Below are 26,045 nucleotides of genomic sequence, written 5' to 3' on the forward strand. Positions count from 1 at the left end.
TGTTTACACCTCTTATTTATTTAGTTCCTCAATCAGTTTCTCCTCATTCCAGACAGGAACTCCTAAGCTTTCGGCTTTATCCAGCTTCGAACCGGCATCCTCCCCGGCTATAACCAAGTCTGTTTTCTTGCTGACGCTTCCTGAGACGTTTGCGCCTAAACTTTCCAGCTGTTCTTTCGCTTCATTGCGGGTAAGCTGCTGTAACTTTCCTGTCAGCACCACCGTTTTGCCTGCAAAGAAAGAATCAATGTCTTCGGCTCGGACTGGCTTCGCCCCTTTGTAATCCATATTGACACCAGCCGTCTTCAGTTCCTCAAGCAGGGCGGCTGCCTCTTCCAATTCAAAATACGTAGCGATAGAATCGGCCATTTTCTCGCCGATTTCATTAATGGCTGTCAGTTCCTCTCGGGATGCCTTGCGTAAGGCGTCCATCGTGCCGAATTCCTGGGCAAGCGTCTTCGCCGCCTTTGATCCAACATGGCGGATTCCGAGACCGAACAGAAGCCTCTCCAATGAATTCTCCTTCGATGCCTCGATGGCAGCAAGCAGATTATTGACCGACTTGTCTCCCATCCGCTCCAGCTTAATCAGCTGATCATAGGTCAGCTTGTATATATCAGCTACGTCCTGGATCAGTTTTTCCTGGAACAGCTGGGAAATCACCTTTTCCCCAAGTCCGTCAATATTCATAGCGGTCCGGGAAACGAAATGAATCAGTCCCTCCCGTATTTGGGCCGGGCACTTCGGATTGATGCATCGCAGGGCCACCTCGCCGTCCAGACGGACAAGTTCGCTGCCGCATTCCGGACATTCCGTCGGCATCACAAATTCCTTTTCTTCCCCTGTCCGGCGCTCCGGCAGGACATTGACAACTTCAGGGATGATATCGCCGGCTTTTTTGACAACGACCTGGTCGCCGATCCGGATGTCTTTTTCACGGATCAGGTCTTCATTATGAAGGGATGCCCGCTGAACCGTTGTTCCTGCAACCCTGACTGGCTCAAGCAGAGCCGTCGGTGTCAGAACACCGGTCCTTCCGATGCTCAATTCAATGTCCTTCAATGTTGTAACAACCTCTTCAGCCGGGAACTTATAAGCAATCGCCCAGCGCGGACTTTTTGCCGTAAAGCCAAGCTCCTCCTGCTGATCGAGGGAGTCGACTTTAATGACAATCCCGTCTATATCATACGCTAAATCCTGGCGCTTTTCTGTCCATTCTTCAATATAGGCGAGAACATCGTCAATGGTCGCGCACCGTCTTCTTTCTTTATTCGTCTTGAAGCCGATCCGGTCCAGCATATCCAGGCCTTCGCTGTGCGAGCGTACGCCTGTCTCGCCGAAATCAGCGATCGAATACAGGAAGATGTCCAGATTCCGCTTTGCTGCAAGCTTCGGATCAAGCTGTCTTAATGAACCTGCTGCTGCATTGCGCGGATTGGCAAAAGGCTCCTCGCCCCGTTTTAGCTTTCCGGCATTTAAAGCTTCGAACGATTTTTTAGGCATGAATGCTTCGCCGCGCACTTCAATCGTGATCGGTTCCTTGATTTTCAGCGGAATCGATTTGATTGTTTTCAAGTTTTCCGTGATATCTTCGCCGATCGTTCCGTCCCCGCGTGTGGCCCCTCTTTTGAAATAGCCATTTTCATACTGCAGCGTGACCGCAAGCCCGTCAATTTTCAGTTCACATACATACATAAAGGATTCGCCGACTGCCTGGCGCACCTTTCTGTCAAAGTCACGCAGATCTTCTTCATTAAACGCATTGCCAAGGCTGAGCATCGGCAATGAATGCTCTACCTTGACGAACATGTCCAAGATGTCGCCGCCGACTCGCTGTGTGGGAGAATCCGGCGTTCTGACTTCCGGGAATTGCTCCTCCAGCTCAATGAGCTCATGAAGAAGCCGGTCATATTCTGAATCCGGCACAGACGGCTGATCGAGCACATAATATTCATAACTATATTGATTTAAAAGAGTTTGCAGCTCTTCTGCTTTTTTCTTCGCCTCTTGGATTTCCATCAAACGTACCTACCTTTACACTTTTTCAATCGGCGCAAACTTCGCCAGCAGGCGCTTAATACCAGTCGGGCTCGGGAAGGCGATATCGAGTTCCTTGCCTTCTCCCTCTCCCTTGACGCTGACAACGGTTCCGACCCCCCACTTCTTATGGGAAGCCTTGTCGCCTACAGCCCAGCCGATCTCTTCCCCGCCGGTTGCAGACGGAGCCGAAACCGGACGGCCGAACGAAGGGGCTGTCCTTCTCGCCGCTGATGGGGAAGAATAACCGCTGCTTCTTGAGGCTGATGATCCGGCCGGCCTGCCTTTTGGCGCCGGTTTAAGATCTTCAATCAGCTCTTCCGGAATTTCCTTAATGAACCGGGATACCGGATTCATGTTCGTGCGTCCGAACAATGTCCTCATCTGAGCATTGGTCAGGTACAGTTCCTGTTCGGCACGGGTGATCCCCACATAGGCAAGACGCCGTTCTTCTTCCATCTCGTCCTCTTCCATCAAGGAACGGCTGTGAGGGAAGACGCCCTCCTCTAATCCAAGCAGGAAGACAACCGGGAACTCCAGTCCTTTAGCCGAATGGAGCGTCATCAGCGTGATGCCTTCTTCGGTCTCTTCCTTGCTTTCGTCCAGCTGGTCGATATCCGCAACCAAAGCGAGATCGGTCAGGAAGCCGACAAGCGACTTATCCTCACTGTTATCCTCAAATGCCTTCGTAACAGACAGGAATTCATCGATATTCTCCAGGCGGCTCTGCGCTTCAATCGTCTTCTCGGCCTGCAGCATCTCGCGGTAGCCGGTCTTGTCGATGACTTCCTCCACAAGCTCCGTTACAGACAGGTATAGCTGCTGGTTCGTATAATTCGTAATCATCGTATGGAAATCACGGGCCGCCTTTGTTGCTTTCCCGCTGATTCCGATCATCTCCGCTTCCAGTGCATTGTAAATCGACAGGTCATACTGGGCCGCATAATCCGCCACCTTGTCCATCGAAGTCGCCCCAATGCCCCGCTTCGGCACATTGATGATCCGGCGGAGACTGATATCATCATCCGGATTGGCAATCAGGCGCAAGTAGGCAAGCAGGTCCTTGATTTCTTTCCTGTCATAGAACTTCGTGCCGCCGACAATAGTATAGTTCAAGTTCGATTTAAGCAGCACTTCCTCCATTACCCGTGACTGCGCATTCGTACGGTACAGAATCGCAATATCTGAAAGGCTCTTGCCGTTTCTGATCAGCTCATTGATTTTGCCGGCCACGAACTGGGCTTCTCCCTGCTCACTGTCTGCACGGTAATAAAAGATTTTGCTGCCCTCATCGTTCTCCGTCCACAGGTTTTTCGGCTTCCGGTTCATATTGTTATCAATAACCTTATTTGCCGCCTGAAGAATTTTCTTCGTTGAACGATAGTTTTGCTCGAGCATGATCAGCGTCGCATTCGGGTAATCCTTCTCAAAGGACAGGATGTTGGCGATATCCGCTCCCCTCCAGCGATAGATGGACTGGTCAGAGTCCCCGACGACACACAGATTGCGGAACCGGGAGGCAAGCAGCTTTACAAGCATATATTGCGCACGGTTCGTATCCTGGTATTCATCCACATGGATATATTGGAATTTCCGCTGATAATATTCAAGGACTTCCGGAACGAGACGGAAGAGATCAATCGTCATCATGATCAGGTCATCGAAATCAAGCGCAGAATTCCGGCGCAGCCGTTTCTGATATTCTGTATAGACCTGTGATGTGATATCTGCAAAATGGTCCCCGCCTGCTGTTTTCGCATATTCCTCCGGGCTCACGAGTTCATTTTTCGCTGAACTGATTTTGCCGAGAATCCCGCGGTAATCGTATTTTTTCGGATCCAAATTTTTCTCTTTCAGGATTTGCTTAATGACGGACTGCTGATCGGTCGTATCCAGGATGGAGAAATTCCGGCTGTAGCCGATCCGGTCGATATCACGGCGTAAAATCCGCACACACATCGAGTGAAAAGTGGAGATCCAGATTTCATCCGAAGCGCCGCCCAGAATCTGCCGAATCCGCTCCTTCATTTCCCGTGCTGCTTTATTCGTAAATGTGATCGCCAGAATGTTCCATGGCGCTACTTCTTTTTCCACCATCAAGTATGCAATCCGGTGAGTCAAAACCCTTGTCTTCCCACTGCCTGCTCCTGCCATGATCAACAGCGGGCCGTCTGTTGCCTTCACCGCGTCCTGCTGCTCTTTATTCAGGCCTTTTAATAATTTTTCTGCTAAATATTGCATGAAAACACCGCCTCACCGAACATTTGTTCCTTTATTATACTATATCCAAAGGCCATTGTACTGATTATTTCACGGCAGCCACCGTTTTCAGGGCTGCCTCCACATTTTCATAAATCACATTGCCGACCACGACTACATCTGCATACTCCGCCATCTCACGCGCCTGTTCCTCTGTTGTGATGCCCCCGCCGTAAAACAGCACGGTTTCCGACCCTTCCAGGCTTTCCTGTGCGGCTTTCACTGCAGAAACATCGCCGTATGTTCCGCTGTATTCCATATAAAAAATCGGCAGGCTGAACATCTTGTCCGCCATCATCGCATACGCGCCGACATCATCTGTATCCAAGTCCGTCTCTGCTTCCGTCAGCCTCGCCGCCTTGCAGTCCGGGTTCAAAATGCAGTATCCTTCTACAAAAATCTCATCCCAGTTCATGATCAGGCCGAATTCCTTGACCGCCTTCTGATGAAGCTTCGTAATCCAGTCAGGGTCCGAGCTGTTCAAAACACTCGGGATAAAATATAAATCAAAACCGGGCGTCACCGTCTCCAAGGACGAGATCTCAAGCACACACGGCACCGTATAGCGGCGGACGCGGGCCATTAAATGCAGTACATTCTCCAGCGTGACACCATCCGTGCCGCCGATAATGATCGCATCCGTGCCGGATTCACAGGCCCGCTCCAATGCCTCATCTGAAATTTCCTTATTGGGATCGAGTTTGAAAACATGTTTCCACTCGCGAAAATCGTACATCCTAATCCTCCATTCAACACTATTCCATTACACCATTATAGCACTAAGAATTTTTATTAAAAAAGAGAATAATACTAAAATGTTTTCCAGTTTAAAAAGGCGCCTTCTATTCTGACCGGATTGCCCAAACTTTTCGCTTCAGCCTCGGACTGGGAAACAGGGAGAAGCAGATTCTTAGCGAATCCCTTGCCCAATTGCTATAATGTGAAACGATAAACAAGAAGGGAGCTGTACATGTTGTCAAAAAGAAATCCAAAACTATTCACGCCATATACGATTAAAGATGTAACGCTCAAAAACAGGATCGTCATGTCTCCAATGTGCATGTACTCCTGCTATGAGGAAGACGGGCTCGTCCAAAACTGGCACAAAACTCATTACACAAGCCGCGCAGTCGGCGGAGTCGGCCTTATCATTGTTGAAGCAACGGCCGTCCAGCCTCAAGGACGCATCTCTTCCCGCGACCTAGGCATCTGGAACGATGAACAGAAAGAAGGCCTTCGCGAACTTGTGAGCCTAATGAAAGAGCAAGGCACAGCTGCCGGCATTCAAATCGCCCACGCAGGACGCAAAGCCGAGCTTGAAGGCGAAATCTATGCACCGTCTGCCATTGCTTTTGATGACAGCTATTCTGTTCCAAAAGAAATGACAAAAGAAGACATCCAGGAAACTGTTGCCGCTTTCCGCGACGGAGCACGACGCGCGAAGGAAGCTGGATTTGACGTAATCGAAATCCACGCAGCCCACGGCTACCTGTTAAACGAATTCCTTTCCCCAATCAGCAACAAGCGCACCGACGAATACGGCGGATCTGCAGAAAACCGCTACCGCATCGTTAAAGAAACCATCGCTGCTGTAAAAGAAGTATGGGAAGGACCTTTATTCGTCCGCATCTCCGCTAATGATTACCTAGAAGGCGGAATGGATCCAGAACAATACATTGAAATGGCCAAATGGATGAAAGAAGACGGCGCTGACTTGATTGATGTCAGCTCAGGAGCCGTTGCCCCGGCAAAAATCAAAGTGTTCCCTGGCTACCAGGTTCCATTCAGCGATACCATCAAGCATGGCGCTGATATCGACACAGGTGCTGTAGGACTGATCACAACCGGCATCCAGGCAGAAGAAATCCTGCAAAACGACCGGGCCGACCTTGTATTGCTTGCCCGCGAATTGTTAAGAGATCCTTACTGGCCCCGCACTGCCGCACAAGAATTAAAAGCCGAAATCGAACCTCCTGTCCAATACGACAGAGCTTGGTAAGATTGAAGCGGAACAGACACAGGCCGCCAGAAAAAATCGGGCGGCCTTGTTTTATTGCCGGACTATGCAATCCTTTTAATTATACTGTTAGGCTGATTGAAGCGAATGCCCGCAGCGGAAACCAGCCGAAAGCCAAAGACAGTGCTAATGCAAAAAAATAAAGCCAGGATTTCTCCATGGCTTTCATTTCTTTTCTATCAAGACTCGTTTGTCTCTTCAGCAGTTTCCTTTACACGGCTCAATGCCATGGAGTACGCATCATTTCCATAATTGAGGCAGCGCTTCACGCGTGAAATCGTCGCCGTGCTGGCTCCCGTTTCCGTCTCGATTTTATGATACGTCTTCCCCTCTTCCAGCATCCGGGCCACTTCAAGCCGCTGGGCCAAAGACTGGATTTCATTGACCGTACATAAATCATCGAAGAAACGATAGCATTCTTCTAAATCCCGCAATGAAAGAATCGACTTAAACAGCTGATCAAGCTCCTTGCCTCGCAGTTTATCGATTTGCATGGATGTTTTCCCCCTCTTCTATCAATCCTCGAAAGAAACCTCTCCTGAAAGTCCTGGCTGATCCGGTACAATATTTACCCATGTTTTCCCCGGTACCATCCTTGCTTCTTCACCATTCTTCACAGGAACGATTCGTCCTTCTCTGTTTTCCCATTCTACTTCATTCATTATACCTTTTTGAAGCAAATAGCCTTTTCCGCCGCTTTTCAAATCAATATCGCGCCGGCCTTTCTTATCCGTAACCTTGTGGGGCGCTTCAATAATGAACACATTATCCAGCCATATCGGCTGATCCGCAGCCTGATCTTTCGTCTGAACCCCGTTGGAGGAGCGTGCGTACTTCTGCTCCGTTTTATTGTACGTATACTGAACATTATAGGCAGCCTTCCCGTAGTTCACCCTGACGTCAGCGGCCGCTTCCCCTTCAAGTTCTGCTTCCTCATCATCTGAAAGGAATTTCAAGGGGGCAAGCTCAGACGTTTGCTCATACCCCTTTTCCTTTGATGCTTTCATAATATTGTCATATGTGGTGTAAGAATTATGGGGCGCTTTTCTGTCATCCGACCGCTGGAAGAGTGTGCCGTCATACTGCAATCCGTTCACCGAATCAATATATCCGCTGTCCATGAGCTGTTTCGCTTCCGGACTGTTTCCATGGGTAACAAAAATCGCATCCAATCCTTTGGCAATTTCGATGTAATAATCCCTGGCGCTTCGAACCGGACCAACCTGATCCGGGACCTCGCTTTGGAAAACAGCGAGAAACCGTGTGATTTCTCCTTCAGCCAGCATTTCGTATACAACATCCGCCTTTGACAATCCCGTCTGCGGCCTGGCCTGCGTATGGTTATTCACCATCACCGCCACCGCACGTCGGTCGGTCTCTCCGTCGGCTTCCGTGCCGCTGAGCGGGTAAACCGGCGTTTCATCCTGTTCAGTTCCCGTCTGCGGCTCCGATTCCCGGCTTGTTTCTTCCTTCACGTCTTCCTTCTTCGCACAGCCTGCCGCAAGCAACAGCATCACAGTCAGAATAAGCAGAAATTTAAATTTCATTTCCCCACGCTCCCATTCTTAGGCGCTTGTCTGTTTTTCAAAACGGCTGGGTGCATTCAACATGCTCCCTTTTATATTTTAGCGCATTATAGTAGGAAAGAGTACAGTTTTATTCATCACGTCGTACATTCCCCGCTGTGTAATTCGGATATACGGCAGATGGGTCGTTGAAAAAAATGAAAGGGTATACATCGGATCTGTAAAGCGGTAGCCCCGTTCCTGCAGCAGCCTCTTCATCTTGTTTTCTTCCTGGATCAATTCAGGAATAGGCTTTTCCGACATAACCCCCTGAAGCCTGAGCGGGATTTCACCGATGATTTCGCCATGTTCGACGAGCACCATCCCTCCCCCGATGCTTTTCATTCTTTCAAATGCCAGCAGCATATCCTTTTTTCGCTTGCCGATTAAAATAATATCCCCTGAATTTGTATACGAACCGGCAAAGCCGCACAGATTGTTGGCAAAGCCTTTTAAGAGCGTATTGATGCGCCATTTTCCCTTGCGGTCCACCATCATGAAGAAGCATTCATCCTCTTCGTCAAACGGAAGTTCATCTTCTGACACGTCATTCGAAAGGGAATAGGGCTTTGTAATAACATCATTCACCATTTCAATCCCAAATGGCATGGAAAACTCAAAATCCTCGTTCAAATCCAGGTCCCAATCCAGCTCCAAGGAATGGAAGCCATACTTGCACCAATCAATCTCCCGCTCTTCCTCCACGGCTTCTCCGTCCCGCTTGACCCATTTTCCTTTCGCTAAAACTGAAACCGGTGCAGGTTCCGCCGGATCGCTCAGGAAATTTAGGCTGGCGACGCGGCCTGCGGCAATTGTGCCATGAAGGTGTTCCATATTGTAATAACGGGCAATGTTGATTGTGGCCATATTGTAGGCATCAATGACTGGAACCCCCTTATCAATGGCAATTTTGATTAACGCATCAATAAAACCATTTTCGTAAAAGGAAGGCGGCGAACCGTCTGTTGTTAAAAAGAACTGTTCATAGCAGCCGATCTCCAGCCGCTGAATATCCTCTAAAATCCGCGGAAGATCCGGCCGGATGGAGGAATGCCGGAGCGGGACCTTCAACCCCTGCATCAGCCTCGCGAGCACTTCCTCCCCTGTCATGGCCTCATGGTCGCTGTCTGCTCCCAAAAGAGCCATCTTGGCAAGTGTCTTTTCCGAAGCTCCCGGAAAATGTCCTTCAATTTTCTTGCGCATACGTTTCGCCTCTTGGATCCAGTGGAGCATCATATCATCGCCGGCAAGAAGGCGCGGCCACCCGGTCAGTTCTCCACCTTGAAGCACCGATTCATGCTCCAGCCAGGATTTCACGGAGGCATGCGAGAAAACCTGCTCTTCTTCACCAAGCTCCGTTTGGGAATCAAAGCGGCACCACCAATACATCGAAGCCGGTCCATCATTCAGCTCTTTTAACAAAGAAAACGCTTTCTTTTTATCTTGATGCAAAACAAGCCGCAAATTGTCATTAATGAGAGTCGTCGTTCCGGATTGAGATGCATAGCTCGAGATTGTATGGGGATTATATAACTGAAAAGGATGTGAATGCGGCTCGATATAGCCCGGGACGAGGAATTGCCCTTGGCAGTCAACGATTTCGCAGTCATCAAGCATGTCCGGCAGCTTATCGCCGACATAGATGATCCTGTCTTCGTACACCCAGATGTTCGCGGCCATCCATTTTCGCAAGACTTGGTTTAAATATACAGCATTCTGCAGCAGGATGGTTGGAGCCCGGCTGCCATCCAGAACATCTACATGTTCTCGGAGATGCTTGTTTTTCCATCTGTAACGCTGTTCAAGCATGTACATCCCCCTCTATATATGTAACACGATGTGTGATTTTTCAAATTTTATTTTATATTAACATAATTTATTCCATTAACCCAGCAAAGTTCTGTGAATATTTGTTAAATATTTGTGAAAGGAAGGAACGCCATGCAATTTAAACAAAATATCAGCACAATGAATGCACTCGTCCGGATGACTTGCGGTTTCACCATGCTTGCCTGCACAACGGCCAAAATGGCAAGGAAGTCTCACAAAGATTCGTATATACTGATCGCCGCCCTTTCTGCTATGAAAATTGGTGAAGGAATCCTTCGCTACTGCCCGCTGACAGATGCGATGGAAAGCGGAGGCAAGTCGCAAAAGATGAGCCACGGAGACGACCTGGCTGACTCATTGGGCAAACAAATGGAAGATTTCATGAAAAAAGAGAGCTGAGTATGTGAAATTTCTTCCCTTCTTTAACACTATTCGAGGTAAATGAGGAATATCCTTCTTTTTCATGTTATTTTTTCTAACATAAAGAGGATTTTTGCAAAAAAAGAAGGAGAAAGGCTTCCTGGATAGCCTTTCTCCTTACTTTTTAGATATACTGGATGGCCCGATGGCCAATATCCGAACGCCAAAATAAACCTTCTTTCGATATCGAAGCAAGCTCCTTATACGCTTTTTCCTGAGCCTGCGAGAGGTTTGCTCCCTTCGCTGCGACAAGCAGCACACGGCCGCCATTCGTAATATATTCCCCTGCTTCATTCTTGCCCGTTCCCGCATGGAATACATACGCTTCTTCTCCGACACCTTCCAGTCCTTTAATGACTGTGCCCTTATCGTACTGGGCCGGATATCCGGAAGCAGCGGCCACAATGCCAAGCACTGCTTCAGGATGCCATTCAAGCTCTAAGTCATCACCCTTCAGCACAGCTTCCAATACATCGGCAAAATCGGTCTTAAGCCGCGGCAGAACAACCTGTGTTTCCGGATCGCCGAAGCGGGCGTTGAACTCGATGACCTTGACTCCTTTAGCGGTCGCAATCAATCCTGCGTACAAAATGCCGGTAAAGCTGCGCCCTTCGGAAATCATCGCTTCGACGGTCGGCTGCAGGATGGTCTCCACAGCTCCGTCCACTGTTTCATCCGAAATTTGCGGCACAGGAGAATAGGCTCCCATCCCGCCTGTATTCGGACCTTGGTCGCCATCCAAGGCGCGCTTATGATCCTGGGCAATGACCATCGGATAGACTTTGCGGCCATTGACGAACGCCATCAGCGAAAATTCTTCTCCGGCCAAAAATTCCTCGACCACCACCTTAGAAGAAGCCTCGCCAAAACGGGAATCCACCAGCATTTCATGCACAGCCTGAAGCGCCTCCTCTTCCGTCATCGCCACGACGACTCCTTTGCCGGCTGCCAGTCCGTCAGCTTTAATGACAATCGGTGCCCCTGATTTTCTAATATAAGCTTCCGCGCTTTCATAATCGGTGAACGTTTCATAGTCAGCAGTCGGGATCTTATATTTCTTCATTAAATCCTTGGCAAATGATTTACTGCCTTCAATGACGGCAGCCCGGCTGTCCGGACCGAATACCTTCAGACCTTCAGCGTGGAACGCATCAGCCAGCCCTTCCAATAAAGGAATTTCCGGACCGATCACCGTCAGTTCCACACCGTTTTCCTTCGCAAAGGAAACCAATTTGCCATGCTCCTGTTCCTGAATGGAGATAAGCTCTGCCACATCTTCCATTCCCGGATTCCCCGGCGCTACAAATACTTTGCTTACCCGGCTGCTTTCGGACAGCTTGCGGGCAATCGCGTGTTCACGGCCGCCCCGGCCAATCACCATTACATTCATACAGCACCTCATTTTTAATTAATGTTTGAAATGTCTTACTCCTGTAAAGACCATTGCAATTCCGTATTCATCCGCCTTCTTGATGGAATCTTCATCCTTAACAGATCCTCCTGGCTGGATAATGGCCGTTACTCCGGCTTTGGCTGCTGCTTCAACGGTATCATCCATCGGGAAAAACGCATCGGAAGCAAGGGCGCTGCCCGCCGCTTTTGGACCGGCCTGTTCCAAAGCAATTTTCGCTGCGCCTACCCGGTTCATTTGTCCGGCTCCGACACCAAGTGTCATCTTATCGTTGGTCAGAACGATCGCATTGGATTTAACATGCTTCACAATTTTCCAGCCAAGCTCAAGCGCACTCCACTCTTCTTCTGTCGGAATCCGTTTCGTTGCCACTTTGATATCAGCGTCTTTCAGGCTGAAAGCATCGCGGTCCTGAACAAGGGCTCCGCCTTCCACCGCAGTCAGTTTGCGCTCCGCTTTATCTGTCTGTTGGAAATCAACCGTTAACAGGCGGATGTTCTTTTTGCCTGTCAGGATTTCCAATGCTTCTTCGGAAAAAGCAGGGGCAATAATGATTTCAAGGAAGATTTCATGCAGCTTTTCCGCTGTCGCCTTATCGACTTCGCGGTTCAGCGCAATAATTCCGCCGAAGATCGAAGTTGAATCAGCTGCATACGCTTTTTCGTATGCTTCTAAAATCGTTTCCCCGACACCGACGCCGCATGGGTTCATATGCTTAACCGCAACCGCAGCCGGCTCTTCGAATTCACGCACAATCTGCAGGGCCGCATCTGCATCATTGATGTTGTTATAAGATAGCTCTTTGCCGTGAAGCTGCTTTGCTTCCGCAATCGAAAAGGCAGAGCCAAGCGGCTTCTTGTAAAAGGCTGCTTTTTGATGCGGGTTTTCCCCGTATCTGAGCGGCTGTTTCAATTCATAGGTCACTGTCAGTGTTTCTGGATTTTCTTCTCCCGCAAGCTCTGTCATATATTCGGCAATGACAGCGTCATAAGCGGCTGTATGGCGGAATACCTTCGCAGCCAGACGGCGGTTTGTTTCTTTGGATACCTTGCCTTCGGATTTAATTTCTTCCAGAACGGCCGGATAATCAGCCGCATCTACGATGACTGTTACGTATTCATGGTTTTTGGCAGAAGAACGAAGCATGGTCGGTCCGCCGATATCAATGTTTTCAATCGCATCTTCAACGGTCACATCGGGCTTTGCGATGGTTGCCTGAAATGGATACAAGTTCACGCAAACAAGCTGAATCGGCTCGATTTGATGCTTCTCGAGCTGGGCGATATGATCCGGATCGCCATGCTTGGCCAATACGGCTCCGTGTACATTTGGATGCAGGGTTTTCACACGTCCGTCCAAAATTTCCGGAAAACCTGTCACTTCACTGATTCCGATCACATCGATGCCATTTTCCTTCAGCTTCTTGCTTGTGCCGCCTGTTGAGATGATCTCAAATCCGGCTTCCGTCAAGCCTTTTGCGAATTCTACGATTCCTGTTTTATCCGATACACTGATTAACGCGCGTTTCGTCATGTCTGTTAGTCCCCCTAATATGTATGCTGCTTTTTTCGAAAAAGCTGCTGCAGTACTTCTGGATATAGTTCATGTTCTTTTTTCTGGATCCGTTCCTGGAGCGAATCCCTTGTATCCCCGTCCAAAACAGGCACAGCCTGCTGGGCGAGAATCGGTCCGGTGTCCATTCCTTCATCGACATAATGAATCGTCAGGCCGGTGACTTTTACGCCAGCCTGAAGGGACTGTCCTACCGCGTCCTTGCCTGGAAAAGCAGGCAAAAGGGAAGGATGTATATTTACAATCCGCTCGGCATAAGGCTGAATCAGCGTTGGCCCGATCAATCTCATATACCCGGCAAGAATGATAAAGTCCACGCGGTATTCGTTCAGCCTGCGAAGGATTTCCTGTTCATAGGACGCTTTGTCCGGATAGTCTTTGGCCGAAAAGGTGAAAGCATCCACCCCTTCTGCCGCAGCCCTCTCCAATACAAAGGCCCCGGCTTTATCGCAAACGACAAGAACGGGCTCCGCATCCAGCCGTCCTTCCTTCGCCGCGTCACAAATGGCCTGAAAATTGCTTCCGTTTCCTGAGGCGAAGACCGCAATCCGTTTCATCCGGAAAAGGCAACCCCTTCGCCTTTTTCCACAGTGCCAATGATCCAGGCCTGTTCACCGCAGGACTCCAGGTGGGCAAGGAACGCTTCCGCATCCTCCTGGCGGACGACAGCGGTCATACCGATGCCCATATTAAAAATGTTAAACATTTCTTCATGCGGGATCCGGCCTTTTTCCTCAAGTAAAGAGAAGATGGCCGGGATGGTCCAGCTGCCGCGGGTGATCTGCACGCCGAGACCTTCCGGCAGCATTCTTGGAATATTCTCAATGAAGCCGCCGCCTGTGATATGGGCAAGGCCTTTTACTTCAAATTTTTCAAGGGCAGAGAGAATTGGTTTGACATAGATCTTAGTCGGTGTCATCAATTCCTCGCCCAATGTCTTGCCAAGTGCAGGAACGGCCGCTTGAAGATCCATTCCGCTGTCTTCCAGCAGTACCTTGCGGACCAAAGAATACCCATTGCTGTGAATGCCGCTTGAAGCAAGGCCGATCAGGACATCCCCTGCTGCTATGTTCTTCCCGGTGATCAACTGCTGTTTTTCGACTGCCCCGGCCGCAAAGCCGGCTACATCGTATTCCTCCGGAGAATACATGCCAGGCATTTCTGCTGTTTCGCCGCCGATCAGCGCACATCCAGCCTGCTCACATCCGTCCGCAATCCCCTTCACAATCGATTCAATCCGTTCAGGAACCGCTTTGCCGCATGCAATATAATCTAAAAAGTATAAAGGTGAAGCTCCCTGAACGACAATATCGTTGACGCACATGGCTACACAATCTACTCCGATTGTATCATGCTGATCGAGCATCAGCGCAAGCAATAGTTTGGTACCGACCCCGTCCGTTCCTGAAATGAGAACAGGCTCCTTCAGGTTAAGGGCGGACAGATCGAACATGCCACCAAAACCGCCGAGTCCGCTCATTACTTCAGGGCGCATGGTGCGCTGGACATGCTTTTTCATCCGATTGACCGATTCATAGCCAGCTTCGATATCAACGCCGGCCTGCTTATAAGCATTTGCCATTCTATTTCCTCCTCAGAACATCGCTTTGCATTCATCGCTGCTTAACATTTCACCGCTTCAAGCGCTTCTTCATATATTTCTGTCGGGTAATTGCCGGTGAAACAGGCAAGACAGGAGCCTCTTGTTTCGCCAGGGAACGGGCGGCCGATCGCCTCGACCATCCCTTCTGCACTCAGGAATGTCAGGGAATCTGCACCAATGATTTCACGGATTTCCTCAACCGATTTCGAACTTGCAATCAGCTCTTCCTTTTTCGATGTATCAATTCCGTAGAAACATGGATTTTTAATTGGTGGCGAGCTGATAAGCACATGAACCTCAAGCGCACCCGCTTCCTTCAGCATCCGGACAATCCTTCTGCTTGTCGTGCCGCGGACAATGGAATCATCCACCATGACCACGCGCTTTCCTTCCACAACCCCCCGCACCGCAGACAGCTTCATTTTAACCCCCTGCTCCCGAAGGCTCTGGGAAGGCTGAATGAACGTACGGCCGACATATTTATTCTTGATCATTCCCATTTCATAAGGAATGCCTGATGCTTCTGCATAGCCAATCGCCGCTGAAATACTGGAATCAGGAACACCTGTGACGACATCTGCATCGATCATCGCCTCTTCAGCCAGTTTTTTGCCGAGGTTTTTGCGGGCCGTATGGACATTGATCCCGTCAATATTGCTGTCCGGCCGGGAAAAATAGACATACTCCATCATGCACATCGCCTGCTGGGTCGATTTGGCGAACATTTCGGCCGTAATCCCTTCGTCGTTGATGACCACGAGTTCACCAGGAAGGATATCACGGACAAACTCCGCGCCGATAATGTCGAGAGCACAGGTTTCAGACGCAGCCACATAGGCATCGCCGATTTTCCCAAGAGAAAGCGGACGAAGACCGTGCGGATCACGCGCCAAAATCAGTTCTTTTTCCGTCAGAACGACAAAGGCATACGCACCTTTCAGCATGCCCAGACTGCTTTTTACGGAATCCTTCAGCACCGGGTAGCCTGAACGCTTAATCAAGTGTGCCAAAACCTCTGTATCTGAAGTCGTCTGGAAAATGCTCCCCTGGGATTCGAGCTGGGCCTTTAGCTGATTGGCATTGACGATGTTTCCGTTATGCGCCAGCGCCAGGCCTCCGGTATGGGAGTTGAAGAGGAACGGCTGGACATTCTGATATCCGCCGCCTCCTGCTGTCGCATAGCGCACATGGCCGATGGCCGCTTTTCCGCTGTCCGCCAGCTCTTCCATCTTATCTGCCGTGAAAATCTCCGTCACAAGTCCTTCGCCTTTGCAAAGGGAAAGGGATGTGCCGTCCGTTGTCACGATCCCGGCACCTTCCTGGCCCCTGTGCTGCAGGCTGTGCAGTCCGTAATAGGACAGCTGGGCTGCTTCCGGGTGATTCCAAACCGCAACAACTCCGCATTCCTCATTCAATCCTTTTATTTCAGCAAGCATGGAATGGCTCCTTTCCAGGCAGACTGGAGTTCTGCTACTTCTGCTTCCAGTTTGCCTGCTCCATCATTCAGATTGATATGCAGTTCTTGGCTTGTATTCACTGTGCCGATCCAGACTGCGTCCTTGACTGCTGCTTCAAACGCCGTTTGGTTTTCCGGCTTAACAGAGATCAGAAATCTGGACTGTGTTTCGCTGAACAAAGCCGTTACCGCTTCGCCATTCAGGGAAATGTCCGCTCCGAATTCTGTACCGAATAAAGCTTCCGCCAAGGCAACGGCAAGGCCGCCTTCGGCAAGGTCATGCGCAGAGGCCACAAGACCGGACTGGATGGCGTTCAGCACTTGCTGCTGACGGGCCTGTTCCAGCGCTAAATCGATCTTAGGCGCGCGTCCGAAAATCTTGCCTTCCGTCATTTTCTGAAGCTCGCTTCCGCCGAATTCCGCTTCCGCTTCGCCGATGACATAAATCAAATCGCCGTCAGCCTTGAAAGTCTGAGTGGTAATATCTTTGACATCATGGACAAGTCCGACCATGCCGACAACCGGTGTCGGATAAACGGCTTCTCCGTTATTTTCGTTATACAGGGAAACATTTCCGCCGATAACCGGTGTGCTTAAATCCCGGCAGGCTTCGCTCATGCCGTCCGCCGCCTTTTCAAGCTGCCAGAAGATCTCCGGTTTTTCCGGATTGCCGAAATTCAGACAGTCCGTGATCGCAAGCGGCTCTCCGCCTGAACAGATGATATTGCGCGCTGCTTCCGCAACAGCAATTTTTCCGCCTGTTTCCGGATCCAGATACAAATAACGGGAGTTGCAGTCCGTTGTCATCGCCAATGCTTTATTCGTTCCGCGCACACGGATGACTGCTGCATCGGAGCCGGGAGCAACGACTGTATTCGTCCGCACCATATGGTCATACTGGTCATACACCCATTCCTTGCTTGCAATCGTCGGCTGCTGAAGCAGGTTCAGAAGTGCATCCTTATAGTCTGCGACAGCCGGCACTTCCGCCTGCATGCTTTGGAAATCACGGAAGTACTGAGGCTCTGCAGAAGGCTTATGATAAATCGGCGCTTCTTCTGCCAGCGCATCAACCGGTACAGAAGCAACCGTCTCACCGTGATGGGTCAATGTAAGTTTTTTATCTTCTGTCACTTCACCGACAGATACCGCTTCAAGGCCGTATTTTGTGAACAAATCAACGATTTCCTGTTCACGTCCCTTTTTGACGACAATCAGCATCCGCTCCTGGGATTCAGACAGCATCATTTCATAGGCTGTCATTCCGGTTTCACGCTGCGGCACTAAATCCAAGTCCATCTTGATTCCGGATCCGGCTTTACTCGCCATTTCGGCAGAAGAACTGGTCAGTCCGGCCGCACCCATATCCTGAATACCGACAAGCGCATCGGACTGGATCAGCTCCAGACATGCTTCAATCAGCAGCTTCTCCATAAACGGATCGCCGACCTGCACCGCCGGACGCTTTTCATCAGAGGATTCAGAAAGCTCTTCAGAAGCGAAAGTCGCTCCGTGGATACCGTCACGGCCTGTTTTTGCGCCGACATACATCACCGTATTGCCGACACCGTGCGCCTGGCCTTTTTTAATATCCTTATGGTCGATCAGTCCAACACACATTGCATTCACAAGCGGGTTGCCTGCATATGAAGGGTCAAACTGAATTTCGCCTCCGACTGTCGGGATGCCGATACAGTTGCCGTACCCGGCAATCCCTGCCACGATTTCCTTGAACAGATATTTCACTCTTGGGTTATCCAGCTCGCCGAAGCGAAGGGAATTCAATAAAGCAATCGGACGGGCTCCCATTGAGAAGACATCACGGATGATGCCGCCGACGCCTGTGGCCGCTCCCTGGTAGGGTTCAATCGCAGACGGATGATTATGGCTTTCGATTTTGAACACAACCGCCTGTTCATCGCCAATATCAACAATTCCTGCGCCCTCGCCAGGCCCCTGCAGCACGCGTTCCCCTGTAACCGGGAATTTTTTCAGGACAGGCTTTGAATTTTTATAGGAGCAATGCTCGGACCACATAACCGAGAATAACCCGGTTTCTGTGTAGTTCGGCAATCTGCCCAGAATCTTTTCCACCATGGCAAATTCATCATCGGACAGACCCATTTCTGCGTACAGACGGTCTTGTTTAATTTGCTCCGGATTTGGTTCAAGCTGTAACAACATGTGATTCCCTCCAGTTTTTCACGATGGATTGAAAAATCTTTAAGCCGTCTGTGCTGCCAAGCAAAGCATCGACTGCGCGTTCAGGATGCGGCATCATCCCAAGGACATTTCCTTTGGCGTTCATAATGCCGGCAATATTCTCAAGGCTTCCGTTCGGGTTCGATCCTTCATACGTAAACAGGATCCGGTTTTCCCGCTTCAGCTCCTGCAGTGTTTCTTCGTCGCAATAATAGTTTCCTTCGCCGTGAGCAATCGGCACCGTAATCGTCTCTCCGGCTTCGTAGGCTGAAGTGAACAGGGTAGTTGCATTCTCAACCTTCAGTCCGACATTGCGGCAGATAAACTTCAAGCTGTCATTCCGGCGCATCGCTCCCGGAAGAAGACCGGCTTCGAGCAGGATTTGAAATCCGTTGCAGACACCAAGAACCGGTTTACCAGCTTCTGCAGCCTTAATCACTTCTGCCATAACATTGGAAAAGCGGGCAATAGCTCCTGTGCGGAGGTAATCTCCATAAGAAAACCCTCCGGGAAGAAGAATCCCGTCGTAGCCTTCCAAATTTTCAGCCGTATGCCAGACATACTCCGCTTCTTCTCCCAGTGCATCCTTCACTGCATGATACATGTCGATATCACAGTTCGAACCCGGGAATACGATGACCGCAAACTTCATAGGGCGACAACCTCCTCAACTTCATAGCGGTATGCCTCAATCACTGTATTGGCCAATAACTTTTCACACATTTCCTTCACTTGCTGATCCAGATCGCGGTCCGTCTTTTCGATGGACAGTTCAATATACTTCCCGATACGCACATCGCTCACTTCCGGATAATCCATGCTGTGAAGCGATTGTTTGACAGCTGCCCCCTGAGGATCCAGCACGCTTTCTCTAAGTGTGATAAATACTTTAACCTTATACATGTTGTATGCCCTCCAGCTTTTCCAGTATTTTTCCGTAAGCTTCCGTCAGACTGCCCAAGTCCCTGCGGAACACGTCCTTATCCATTTTCTCATTTGTTGCTGCATCCCAAAGTCTGCATGTATCGGGCGATATTTCATCTGCCAGCAGGATATCGCCGTCCTTCGTCTTGCCAAATTCCAATTTAAAGTCCACAAGATGGATTCCTAATTCCTTAAAAAATGCGGATAGAACGTCATTGACCTTACGTGCGCGCTTCTTTAGATCAGCCACTTCCGCTTCACTTGCAAGCGCAAGCTCCTCGATATGGTCTTCCGTCAGCAATGGATCGCCTAAATCATCATCTTTATAATAAAATTCCACGAGCGTTCGTTTTAGCGGGGTTCCTTCAGGGATACCGGTCCGTTTTGAGAAACTGCCGGCAGCCGTATTCCGGACAACTACCTCTAGAGGAATGATGGAGACTTTTTTGACCAGCTGCTCTGTATCAGACAGCTTTTCAATAAAGTGTGATGGAATATTTTCCTGATGAAGCTTTGAAAATAGCAAACTCGTAATTTTATTATTTAGCGTACCTTTGCCGCTGATTTCCGACTTCTTCTCTCCGTTGAAGGCTGTAGCCGAGTCTTTGTATTGGACCCAGACAGTTTCCGTTGAATCGGTCGCATAAATCCGTTTCGCTTTTCCTTCATAGAGCATTTCTCGTTTTTCCATTTGTGTCAGGCCTCCGTATTAGGAATATTAGGAATTTTCCATCTTTAAAAGGTGCAGGATTTGATGAATTGGCAGACGCTCCTTTCGAAGCGCCTGCCCTGCTTAGTTCTTACAGTCCAAGTCTGTCAAAAATGACATCCACATTTTTTAGATGGTAAGAAGGATCGAAGCAGTCATCGAGTTCTTCTTTTGTCAGCAGGCTTGTAATTTTATCGTCCTTTTCAAGCAGGCTGCGGAAAGGAACCTGCTGCTCCCAAGCCTCCATTGCTTTCGGCTGAACGGTATCATAAGCCTCTTCACGGACAAGGCCTTTGTCAATCAAAGCCAGCAGCACGCGCTGGGAGAAAATCAATCCCAAGGTGCGGTCCATGTTGCGCTTCATGTTTTCCGGATATACCGTCAGATTCTTGACGATGTTGCCGAAGCGGTTCAGCATGTAGTTCAGCGCGATCGTTGCATCCGGGAGAATGACCCGTTCTGCAGAAGAGTGAGAAATATCGCGCTCATGCCAAAGGGCAACATTTTCATAGGCAGTCATCATATAACCGCGGATAACACGTGCCATTCCGGTCATATTTTCAGATCCGATCGGATTGCGTTTATGCGGCATTGCTGATGATCCCTTTTGACCTTTTGCAAAGAACTCCTCCACTTCGCGCGTTTCACTCTTTTGAAGTCCGCGGACTTCTGTTGCAAACTTCTCGATGGATGTTGCAATCAGTGCCAGCGTGCTGAAGTAGTGGGCATGGCGGTCGCGCTGAAGGGTCTGTGTGGAGATCGGCGCTGCTTCCAGGCCAAGCTTTTCACAGACAAAGCTTTCCACGAATGGGTCGATGTTGGCATATGTTCCGACAGCACCGGACATCTTGCCGACTTCAATCATTTTGCGGGCCGCTTCAAAACGCTCCACATTCCGCTTCATTTCCTGGTACCATAGGCCAAGCTTCAGTCCGAACGTTGTAGGCTCAGCGTGAACGCCGTGCGTACGTCCCATCATGACGGTATATTTATGTTCCTTCGCTTTGTTTTTCAAAATTTCTACGAAGTTGTTCAAGTCCTTAGCAAGGATCTCATTGGCCTGTTTAATTAAGTAAGAAAGCGCTGTGTCGACTACATCCGTAGACGTAAGCCCGTAATGGACCCATTTGCGCTCTTCCCCAAGCGTTTCAGACACAGCACGGGTGAAAGCCACGACATCATGGCGGGTTTCCGCTTCAATTTCCTTAATGCGATCCACATCGAAGGTTGCCTTCTCGCGAATGACCTGCACATCCTCCTTCGGGATAGCGCCAAGCTCCGCCCAAGCCTCACAGGCTAAAATCTCCACTTCCAGCCAGGCTTTAAATCTGTTTTCCTCTGTCCAAATCGCTCCCATTTCAGGGCGGGTATACCGTTCAATCATAATACATCCTCCGTTTCAACCTGTTGTTTCCAAATCCGGCTTTGTTCGCTCTCCTGAAGAGCCTCTTCCGCCGTCGGCCGTAAAATATTCACATGGCCCATTTTCCGTTTCAGCTTTGCTTCCGCCTTGCCGTATAAATGGACTTTCCAATCCTTCCGCTCCGGAATTTCCGCAAGCAGCGGCTTCAGATGCTCGCCGAGTATGTTCACCATCACAACAGGCTTCAGCAATTCCGTATTGCCAAGCGGCCAGCTGCAGACAGCCCGGACATGCTGCTCGAACTGGGATGTCTCGCAGGCTTCCATCGTGTAGTGTCCGGAATTATGCGGCCTTGGCGCCAATTCATTAATCAGGATGCCGTCCCCTTCTGTCAGGAACATTTCCACAGCCAAAGTTCCGACAAGACCCATTTCCTCAGCCAGACGGTACGCCTGGGCAATGGCCCTTTCTGCTGCTTTTCCGCTGATGCGTGCAGGGACAATGCTTTTATGTAAGATATTGTCCACATGGATATTTTCAGCCGGCGGAAAATGACGAATCTCGCCGTTTGTGCTCCGTGTCACAATCACGGAGATCTCTTTTGTAAAAGGGATCCACGCTTCCATGACACATACGCCTTGCCGGAGCAGCTTATCGGCATGCTGAAGATCAGACCTGCCTTTGATGACAAGCTGCCCTTTTCCATCATAACCGCCCCGGGCCGTTTTTAACACCGCTGGATAGCCTAAATCTTCAATTGCCGCCTCAATATCTGCAAAATCTCGGATTTCACGGTAAGGAGCCACTTCAACGCCGGCCTTCTCAATCGCCTGTTTCTCTGTCAGCCGGTCCTGCGTCACTTTGAGAAGCTCTGAGCCTTGTGGCAAATACGCATGCTCCTTCAGCCAATCAAGAGCCTCTGAGCTGATGTTTTCAAATTCATACGTGATGATATCGCTGACTTCCGCAAGCTGCTGTAAAGCTTCAAGGTCATCGTATGCCCCATTGATTTCGTAATCGGCCACTTGGGCGCAAGGTCCGTTTTTTCCCGGTTCCAGCACCGCAATTTTAAAGCCTGAAGCCTTCGCGGACAACGCCATCATACGTCCAAGCTGCCCGCCTCCGATAATCCCGATTGTCTGTCCTGGTAAAATGATACGGTTATTTAAGCTGTTCACTGCTCTGCAACACCTTTTCTCTAGTTTCATAGCGCTGTTCTTCCAATCTATGAAACAGCTCCTGATCGGCCGTCCCCAAAATCTGGGCTGCCAAAAGACCTGCATTGATTGCTCCCGCCTTGCCAATGGCGACAGTCGCCACTGGAACTCCGCCCGGCATCTGGACGATGGACAGCAATGAATCCATTCCCTTCAGAGCCTTGGATTGCACAGGCACCCCAATGACCGGCACAACCGTCTTTGCCGCTGTCATGCCCGGAAGATGAGCTGCTCCGCCGGCACCGGCGATAATGACCTTGATTCCCCGGTCCTTCGCTGTCTCTGCATATTCAAATAATAGATCGGGTGTCCGATGTGCCGATACGACCCGTTTCTCAAAAGGGACTTCGAGCTGCTCCAATGTCTCGCATGCATATTTCATCGTTTCCCAATCCGAAACGCTTCCCATTATCACGCCCACTTGCGGCTTCATCCCATTCCCTCCAAATCACTATCTAAAATTCTATCTATTTTAAAGTAAAAAAGCCGGACAGGCTTCCTCTACTTACAGAGAAAGCATCTGTCCGGCGTTAAGTCTCATCTCTAAAAAAGACTCAGCTGTATCCGAATAAGCAGCTGCTTTTCTCATAGTCCAATGATTTACGGTCATTGGGTAGAAACTTTTGGGCCATATCCCCATGATTATATGAGAGGTATAAAACTTGTTAACCCCATCTTACCTTTCAGCTAAAAACATGTCAAGGTAAAATCGAATAATATTTTCAAGTATTACTTATAATGTTCGGTTTTTAATCCATTTTTTTGGCTTCAAAGACGATTTTCCTCGCAATCGGCTCATATTGAAGCTTTCCATCCACCATTTTCTCAGCAAATATGGGCTCCTCTGTCCGTCTCACAGGAAAATATCCTTCGGCTTTTATGCGGTCCAGGCAGGCATCAATCGTTTCTCCCTCGGCCACTTCAAATTTCATCTTACTGTTCTTCATCTAATCTATCCTTTCGGCGATTTATACATCCCTACCATATAGAATGATCCTCCTGAAGTCAATTCATCCTCGGAAAGCCTCGGTTTCTGGAATATATGCGATTCCTTGTGATTTTCTGGTAAACTGTCAACAAGGGGGTAGATGGATTTGCTTATACATAAAATTGATGAAGATGTTTCTCTACGGCTTTTTAATGAGGCAGATGCTGAGGAATTTTACGCACTGACGATTCGGTCAAAAGCCTATCTGAAAAAATGGCTCGGATGGCTGGAGCATACAAAAAGTGCAGCGGATACGGCCCAGCATATTAAGGCGGGACTTCAGGAGTTCGCAGAAAATGGCGGGCATCCCAAGTCTTTTGCAATTCTGTATCAAGGGAAAATTGCCGGTACGATCAGTTTCAATACCATTGATAAGGTCAATAGAGCCGGAACGATTGGCTACTGGCTTGGCGAAGAGTTTCAAGGAAAAGGAGTCATGACCAAAGCATGTAAAGCATTAATTGATTATGGTTTCCAGGAACTTGACCTTCATCGGATTGAGATTCGTGCTGCAGCAGAGAACAAAAAGAGCCGATCCATTCCGGAGAGACTGGGATTTACGGAGGAAGGCAGAGTCCGGGAGGCAGAATGGCTGTATGACCATTATGTGGACCATATTGTTTACGGCCTTCTTGAGAGTGAGTGGAATTGACAGAGAAATAGCGCAGCCAGAAGACCAGTTCAGAGGTTTTCTGGCTGTTTTGCTGGGATTACCATAATGGCTCGTCTTTATCCGTTATTTTCAAGAAAATTGGCATGAGCATCCAGATCAAGAGCAAAAGGACTGCATCCAGACATATCATGGTAACCAGCGGCAGCTGAAACAAGACTGAAAGAGGGAGGATAATAACAGGTATCAAAGATAACAGTACGATCGTGTTCCTTGATGCTGTACTTTGATATTGAGCTTCTCCGCAATATGGGCATTTCATTTCTTTTCGGAATGTGACTAACTTCTTCATCGATTCCGCCCAGGACCATTTTTTACCGCAGCACTGACAAGTAGGCATTTTTAAAATTCTCCTTATTTTAAAAGTTTTCTATATTTCTTCTACGTTTCTAATAACTGGAAAGTTTCATTTTTTTGAACTTGTTTGCTGGATGACTATTTAAAAAGGTGGATGGAAGGAATTTCCGCTTCAGGGATTCGCTTTCCGCGGGCGGTCAGGAAGCCTCCTCGTCGCTGTTGTCGCGCTCCTGCGGGGTCTTCCTTTGACGCGCTTTTCCCGCAGGAGTCTCACCCCATCCACTCCAATTCTATATAGCTGTCAATTAATCTTCCATTTTACACATAGATCTGGATAGCGATCCATATAACTACTTAATCGGTTGCAGTTAAATAAAGAGAAAATCGAGTCTTTTCTATAGATAAAAAGCGTTTCATTCTAGGCACTTTCGAGGTAATATCAGATGACTAAGCGAATTCAAAGCTCTTTAGAACTTCATAAAAAGAGACCAGCTCTTCAACTGATCTTACAAGGGTTGAACATACTCGGCCAAGCCTGAATTCGAATGGCTTCTTGTTACTTATTACACCTCTGGCGAGGAGTTTTTAGTATCTTTTTGACCTGCAGTCTTTATTCTATAAAAAAGATGGGCGCTCGAGCTCCGGAACGGCGATGGACGGCGAATCTCTGCGTCAGCTTCCTCCGCTCCGGTCCTCATGTACGCTGTACACTCCGGTCCTCGCTCCCCTGCTTCCTTGATCTTCTTGTCCCTCCCCATTCCGGGTGAGGCGTTTAAAATGGTTCTCCGTCAAATGTTGGGGTGGCGACTGATCGCCATCCCTAACCAATATGTATCCCAATTCCTTTAAACTGATGGGTTAATAATATTTTTGCTCGAAAACGACTGAAATTCCTGAATCCATACGCATTTCGCTTAAGAACCTTCGTTGAATTGTTGATCCCTTCTAAAAAACCATTCGAATAGCCATAAACAAAGCTGTTTAAGATTTCTGTCTGCCAGTTTTGGAGCGTGTAATGGCTTTCTCCATTTCAGGAATGCCAGAATCCTGGACCCGTCGATAAAAGTCTCTCAGCCCCTGTTTGACCTTCCCTGCATCTTCCGCTTCTGATTCCTTCGCCTGAACAAACCAGCCACGATAGGTTTCCTTTAATTCGTATGCTTTTTTAAGCTTTTCCGACATATCCAAATACCGATTCAAATGCCATCTGTCTTCTTCTGTCAGGCGGTCGGAGGCCTTGTGAAAGACATACTTCATACGTTTGCACTTCTTGCGGTCATACGGATGAAACTCTTTCTGTACCCTTCTTCGGACACCGTCCAGCGCCCAATAGATATACCGGCAGAAATGAAAGCGATCGGCCACAATCACAGGGCGGCCTAAGGCACTTTGAACCGCCGATTTAAAAGAATGGCTCATGTCCATGATCACCACCTGAACCTGGTCCCCATACTTTTGAAGATAGTGTTTAATCGTATTCTTATAGCGATTAGGCAGGATATCTA

At 49.0% G+C, this 26,045-nt stretch carries 23 protein-coding genes, 1 pseudogene and 1 riboswitch; of the genes and pseudogenes, 3 read left to right on the forward strand and 21 right to left on the reverse strand.

Translation table 11 applies throughout. The features are described from left to right. Positions 1–12: 12 nt before the first annotated feature. The 3 genes from ligA to pcrB form a co-directional block, all read right to left on the reverse strand. Complete coding sequence (gene ligA / locus BQ4305_RS02640; protein ID WP_110926335.1) at positions 13–2,019, reverse strand: NAD-dependent DNA ligase LigA; 2,007 nt, start codon at positions 2,017–2,019, stop codon at positions 13–15. Between the two features lie 15 nt (positions 2,020–2,034). Further along, a complete protein-coding gene (gene pcrA, locus BQ4305_RS02645; protein ID WP_110926336.1) occupies positions 2,035–4,278 on the reverse strand; it encodes a DNA helicase PcrA in 2,244 nt (747 codons plus the stop codon). Between the two features lie 64 nt (positions 4,279–4,342). Next, on the reverse strand, positions 4,343–5,032 hold the full coding sequence (gene pcrB / locus BQ4305_RS02650) for a heptaprenylglyceryl phosphate synthase (RefSeq protein WP_110926337.1): 690 nt from the start codon (positions 5,030–5,032) through the stop codon (positions 4,343–4,345). A gap of 234 nt (positions 5,033–5,266) precedes the next feature. Here pcrB and namA point away from each other — a divergent pair, with 234 nt between their 5' ends. Continuing rightward, complete coding sequence (gene namA, locus BQ4305_RS02655) at positions 5,267–6,295, forward strand: NADPH dehydrogenase NamA (protein WP_110926338.1); 1,029 nt, start codon at positions 5,267–5,269, stop codon at positions 6,293–6,295. A 197-nt stretch (positions 6,296–6,492) separates the two neighbouring features. Here the strand turns inward: namA and BQ4305_RS02660 are convergent, their stop codons facing one another. The 3 genes from BQ4305_RS02660 to BQ4305_RS02670 form a co-directional block, all read right to left on the reverse strand. After that, on the reverse strand, positions 6,493–6,807 hold the full coding sequence (locus tag BQ4305_RS02660) for a YerC/YecD family TrpR-related protein (protein WP_110926339.1): 315 nt from the start codon (positions 6,805–6,807) through the stop codon (positions 6,493–6,495). Between the two features lie 21 nt (positions 6,808–6,828). Further along, on the reverse strand, positions 6,829–7,860 hold the full coding sequence (locus BQ4305_RS02665) for a DUF3048 domain-containing protein (RefSeq protein ID WP_110926340.1): 1,032 nt from the start codon (positions 7,858–7,860) through the stop codon (positions 6,829–6,831). A gap of 78 nt (positions 7,861–7,938) precedes the next feature. Beyond that, entirely contained in the window at positions 7,939–9,687 is a 1,749-nt protein-coding gene (locus BQ4305_RS02670) for an adenine deaminase C-terminal domain-containing protein (RefSeq protein WP_110926341.1), read from the reverse strand. Between the two features lie 132 nt (positions 9,688–9,819). On the opposite strand from BQ4305_RS02670, the gene BQ4305_RS02675 reads away from it, so the two are divergent. Next, positions 9,820–10,107, forward strand: coding sequence for a YgaP-like transmembrane domain (locus BQ4305_RS02675; protein ID WP_110926342.1), 288 nt, complete (start codon positions 9,820–9,822; stop codon positions 10,105–10,107). A gap of 145 nt (positions 10,108–10,252) precedes the next feature. On the opposite strand, the gene purD is transcribed toward BQ4305_RS02675, so the two are convergent. The 13 genes from purD to BQ4305_RS02740 all read right to left on the reverse strand — a co-directional run bounded on the left by purD (position 10,253) and on the right by BQ4305_RS02740 (position 23,532). Next, positions 10,253–11,518, reverse strand: coding sequence for a phosphoribosylamine--glycine ligase (gene purD / locus BQ4305_RS02680; protein WP_110926343.1), 1,266 nt, complete (start codon positions 11,516–11,518; stop codon positions 10,253–10,255). A gap of 18 nt (positions 11,519–11,536) precedes the next feature. Then, complete coding sequence (gene purH, locus BQ4305_RS02685; RefSeq protein ID WP_110926344.1) at positions 11,537–13,072, reverse strand: bifunctional phosphoribosylaminoimidazolecarboxamide formyltransferase/IMP cyclohydrolase; 1,536 nt, start codon at positions 13,070–13,072, stop codon at positions 11,537–11,539. 14 nt (positions 13,073–13,086) lie between these two features. Next, positions 13,087–13,668 (reverse strand): phosphoribosylglycinamide formyltransferase, encoded by a 582-nt coding sequence (gene purN / locus BQ4305_RS02690; RefSeq protein WP_110926345.1) that lies wholly within the window; start codon positions 13,666–13,668, stop codon positions 13,087–13,089. After that, the gene (gene purM, locus BQ4305_RS02695) at positions 13,665–14,693 is read right to left on the reverse strand and encodes a phosphoribosylformylglycinamidine cyclo-ligase (RefSeq protein ID WP_110926346.1); all 1,029 of its coding nucleotides are present in this window, start codon (positions 14,691–14,693) and stop codon (positions 13,665–13,667) included. Before purM ends, purN begins: the two co-directional genes overlap by 4 nt. A gap of 41 nt (positions 14,694–14,734) precedes the next feature. Next, positions 14,735–16,150, reverse strand: coding sequence for an amidophosphoribosyltransferase (purF, locus tag BQ4305_RS02700; RefSeq protein ID WP_110926347.1), 1,416 nt, complete (start codon positions 16,148–16,150; stop codon positions 14,735–14,737). Further along, entirely contained in the window at positions 16,135–18,354 is a 2,220-nt protein-coding gene (gene purL, locus BQ4305_RS02705; RefSeq protein ID WP_110926348.1) for a phosphoribosylformylglycinamidine synthase subunit PurL, read from the reverse strand. The genes purF and purL overlap by 16 nt, the downstream gene beginning before the upstream one ends. Further along, complete coding sequence (purQ, locus tag BQ4305_RS02710; protein WP_110926349.1) at positions 18,338–19,024, reverse strand: phosphoribosylformylglycinamidine synthase subunit PurQ; 687 nt, start codon at positions 19,022–19,024, stop codon at positions 18,338–18,340. Before purQ ends, purL begins: the two co-directional genes overlap by 17 nt. After that, positions 19,021–19,275: a phosphoribosylformylglycinamidine synthase subunit PurS gene (purS, locus tag BQ4305_RS02715; protein ID WP_110926350.1), complete on the reverse strand. Its 255-nt coding sequence runs from the start codon at positions 19,273–19,275 to the stop codon at positions 19,021–19,023. Before purS ends, purQ begins: the two co-directional genes overlap by 4 nt. Continuing rightward, positions 19,268–19,987 (reverse strand): phosphoribosylaminoimidazolesuccinocarboxamide synthase, encoded by a 720-nt coding sequence (gene purC / locus BQ4305_RS02720; RefSeq protein WP_110926351.1) that lies wholly within the window; start codon positions 19,985–19,987, stop codon positions 19,268–19,270. Before purC ends, purS begins: the two co-directional genes overlap by 8 nt. A gap of 109 nt (positions 19,988–20,096) precedes the next feature. Beyond that, positions 20,097–21,389 carry an adenylosuccinate lyase gene (purB, locus tag BQ4305_RS02725; RefSeq protein ID WP_110926352.1) on the reverse strand — a complete coding sequence of 431 codons (1,293 nt, stop codon included), beginning with the start codon at positions 21,387–21,389 and terminating at the stop codon, positions 20,097–20,099. Continuing rightward, entirely contained in the window at positions 21,386–22,576 is a 1,191-nt protein-coding gene (purK, locus tag BQ4305_RS02730) for a 5-(carboxyamino)imidazole ribonucleotide synthase (RefSeq protein WP_110926353.1), read from the reverse strand. Before purK ends, purB begins: the two co-directional genes overlap by 4 nt. After that, positions 22,530–23,018, reverse strand: a complete 489-nt coding sequence (gene purE / locus BQ4305_RS02735; protein WP_110926354.1) for a 5-(carboxyamino)imidazole ribonucleotide mutase — start codon at positions 23,016–23,018, stop codon at positions 22,530–22,532. The genes purK and purE overlap by 47 nt, the downstream gene beginning before the upstream one ends. A gap of 135 nt (positions 23,019–23,153) precedes the next feature. After that, positions 23,154–23,255: riboswitch (purine riboswitch) on the reverse strand. A gap of 79 nt (positions 23,256–23,334) precedes the next feature. Beyond that, positions 23,335–23,532, reverse strand: a complete 198-nt coding sequence (locus BQ4305_RS02740; RefSeq protein ID WP_110926355.1) for an NETI motif-containing protein — start codon at positions 23,530–23,532, stop codon at positions 23,335–23,337. A gap of 147 nt (positions 23,533–23,679) precedes the next feature. Here BQ4305_RS02740 and BQ4305_RS02745 point away from each other — a divergent pair, with 147 nt between their 5' ends. After that, positions 23,680–24,225, forward strand: coding sequence for a GNAT family N-acetyltransferase (locus BQ4305_RS02745; protein WP_110926377.1), 546 nt, complete (start codon positions 23,680–23,682; stop codon positions 24,223–24,225). A 58-nt stretch (positions 24,226–24,283) separates the two neighbouring features. Here BQ4305_RS02745 and BQ4305_RS02750 read toward each other — a convergent pair whose 3' ends face one another. Together BQ4305_RS02750 and BQ4305_RS02760 are read right to left on the reverse strand one after the other, a co-directional pair. Next, positions 24,284–24,583, reverse strand: a complete 300-nt coding sequence (locus tag BQ4305_RS02750) for a TIGR04104 family putative zinc finger protein (RefSeq protein WP_110926356.1) — start codon at positions 24,581–24,583, stop codon at positions 24,284–24,286. 777 nt (positions 24,584–25,360) lie between these two features. Then, positions 25,361–26,045: pseudogene (locus BQ4305_RS02760) on the reverse strand (ISL3 family transposase); the annotation flags it as partial.

Source organism: Bacillus massiliglaciei (assembly GCF_900098925.1).
GTDB lineage: Bacteria > Bacillota > Bacilli > Bacillales > DSM-1321 > Peribacillus > Peribacillus massiliglaciei.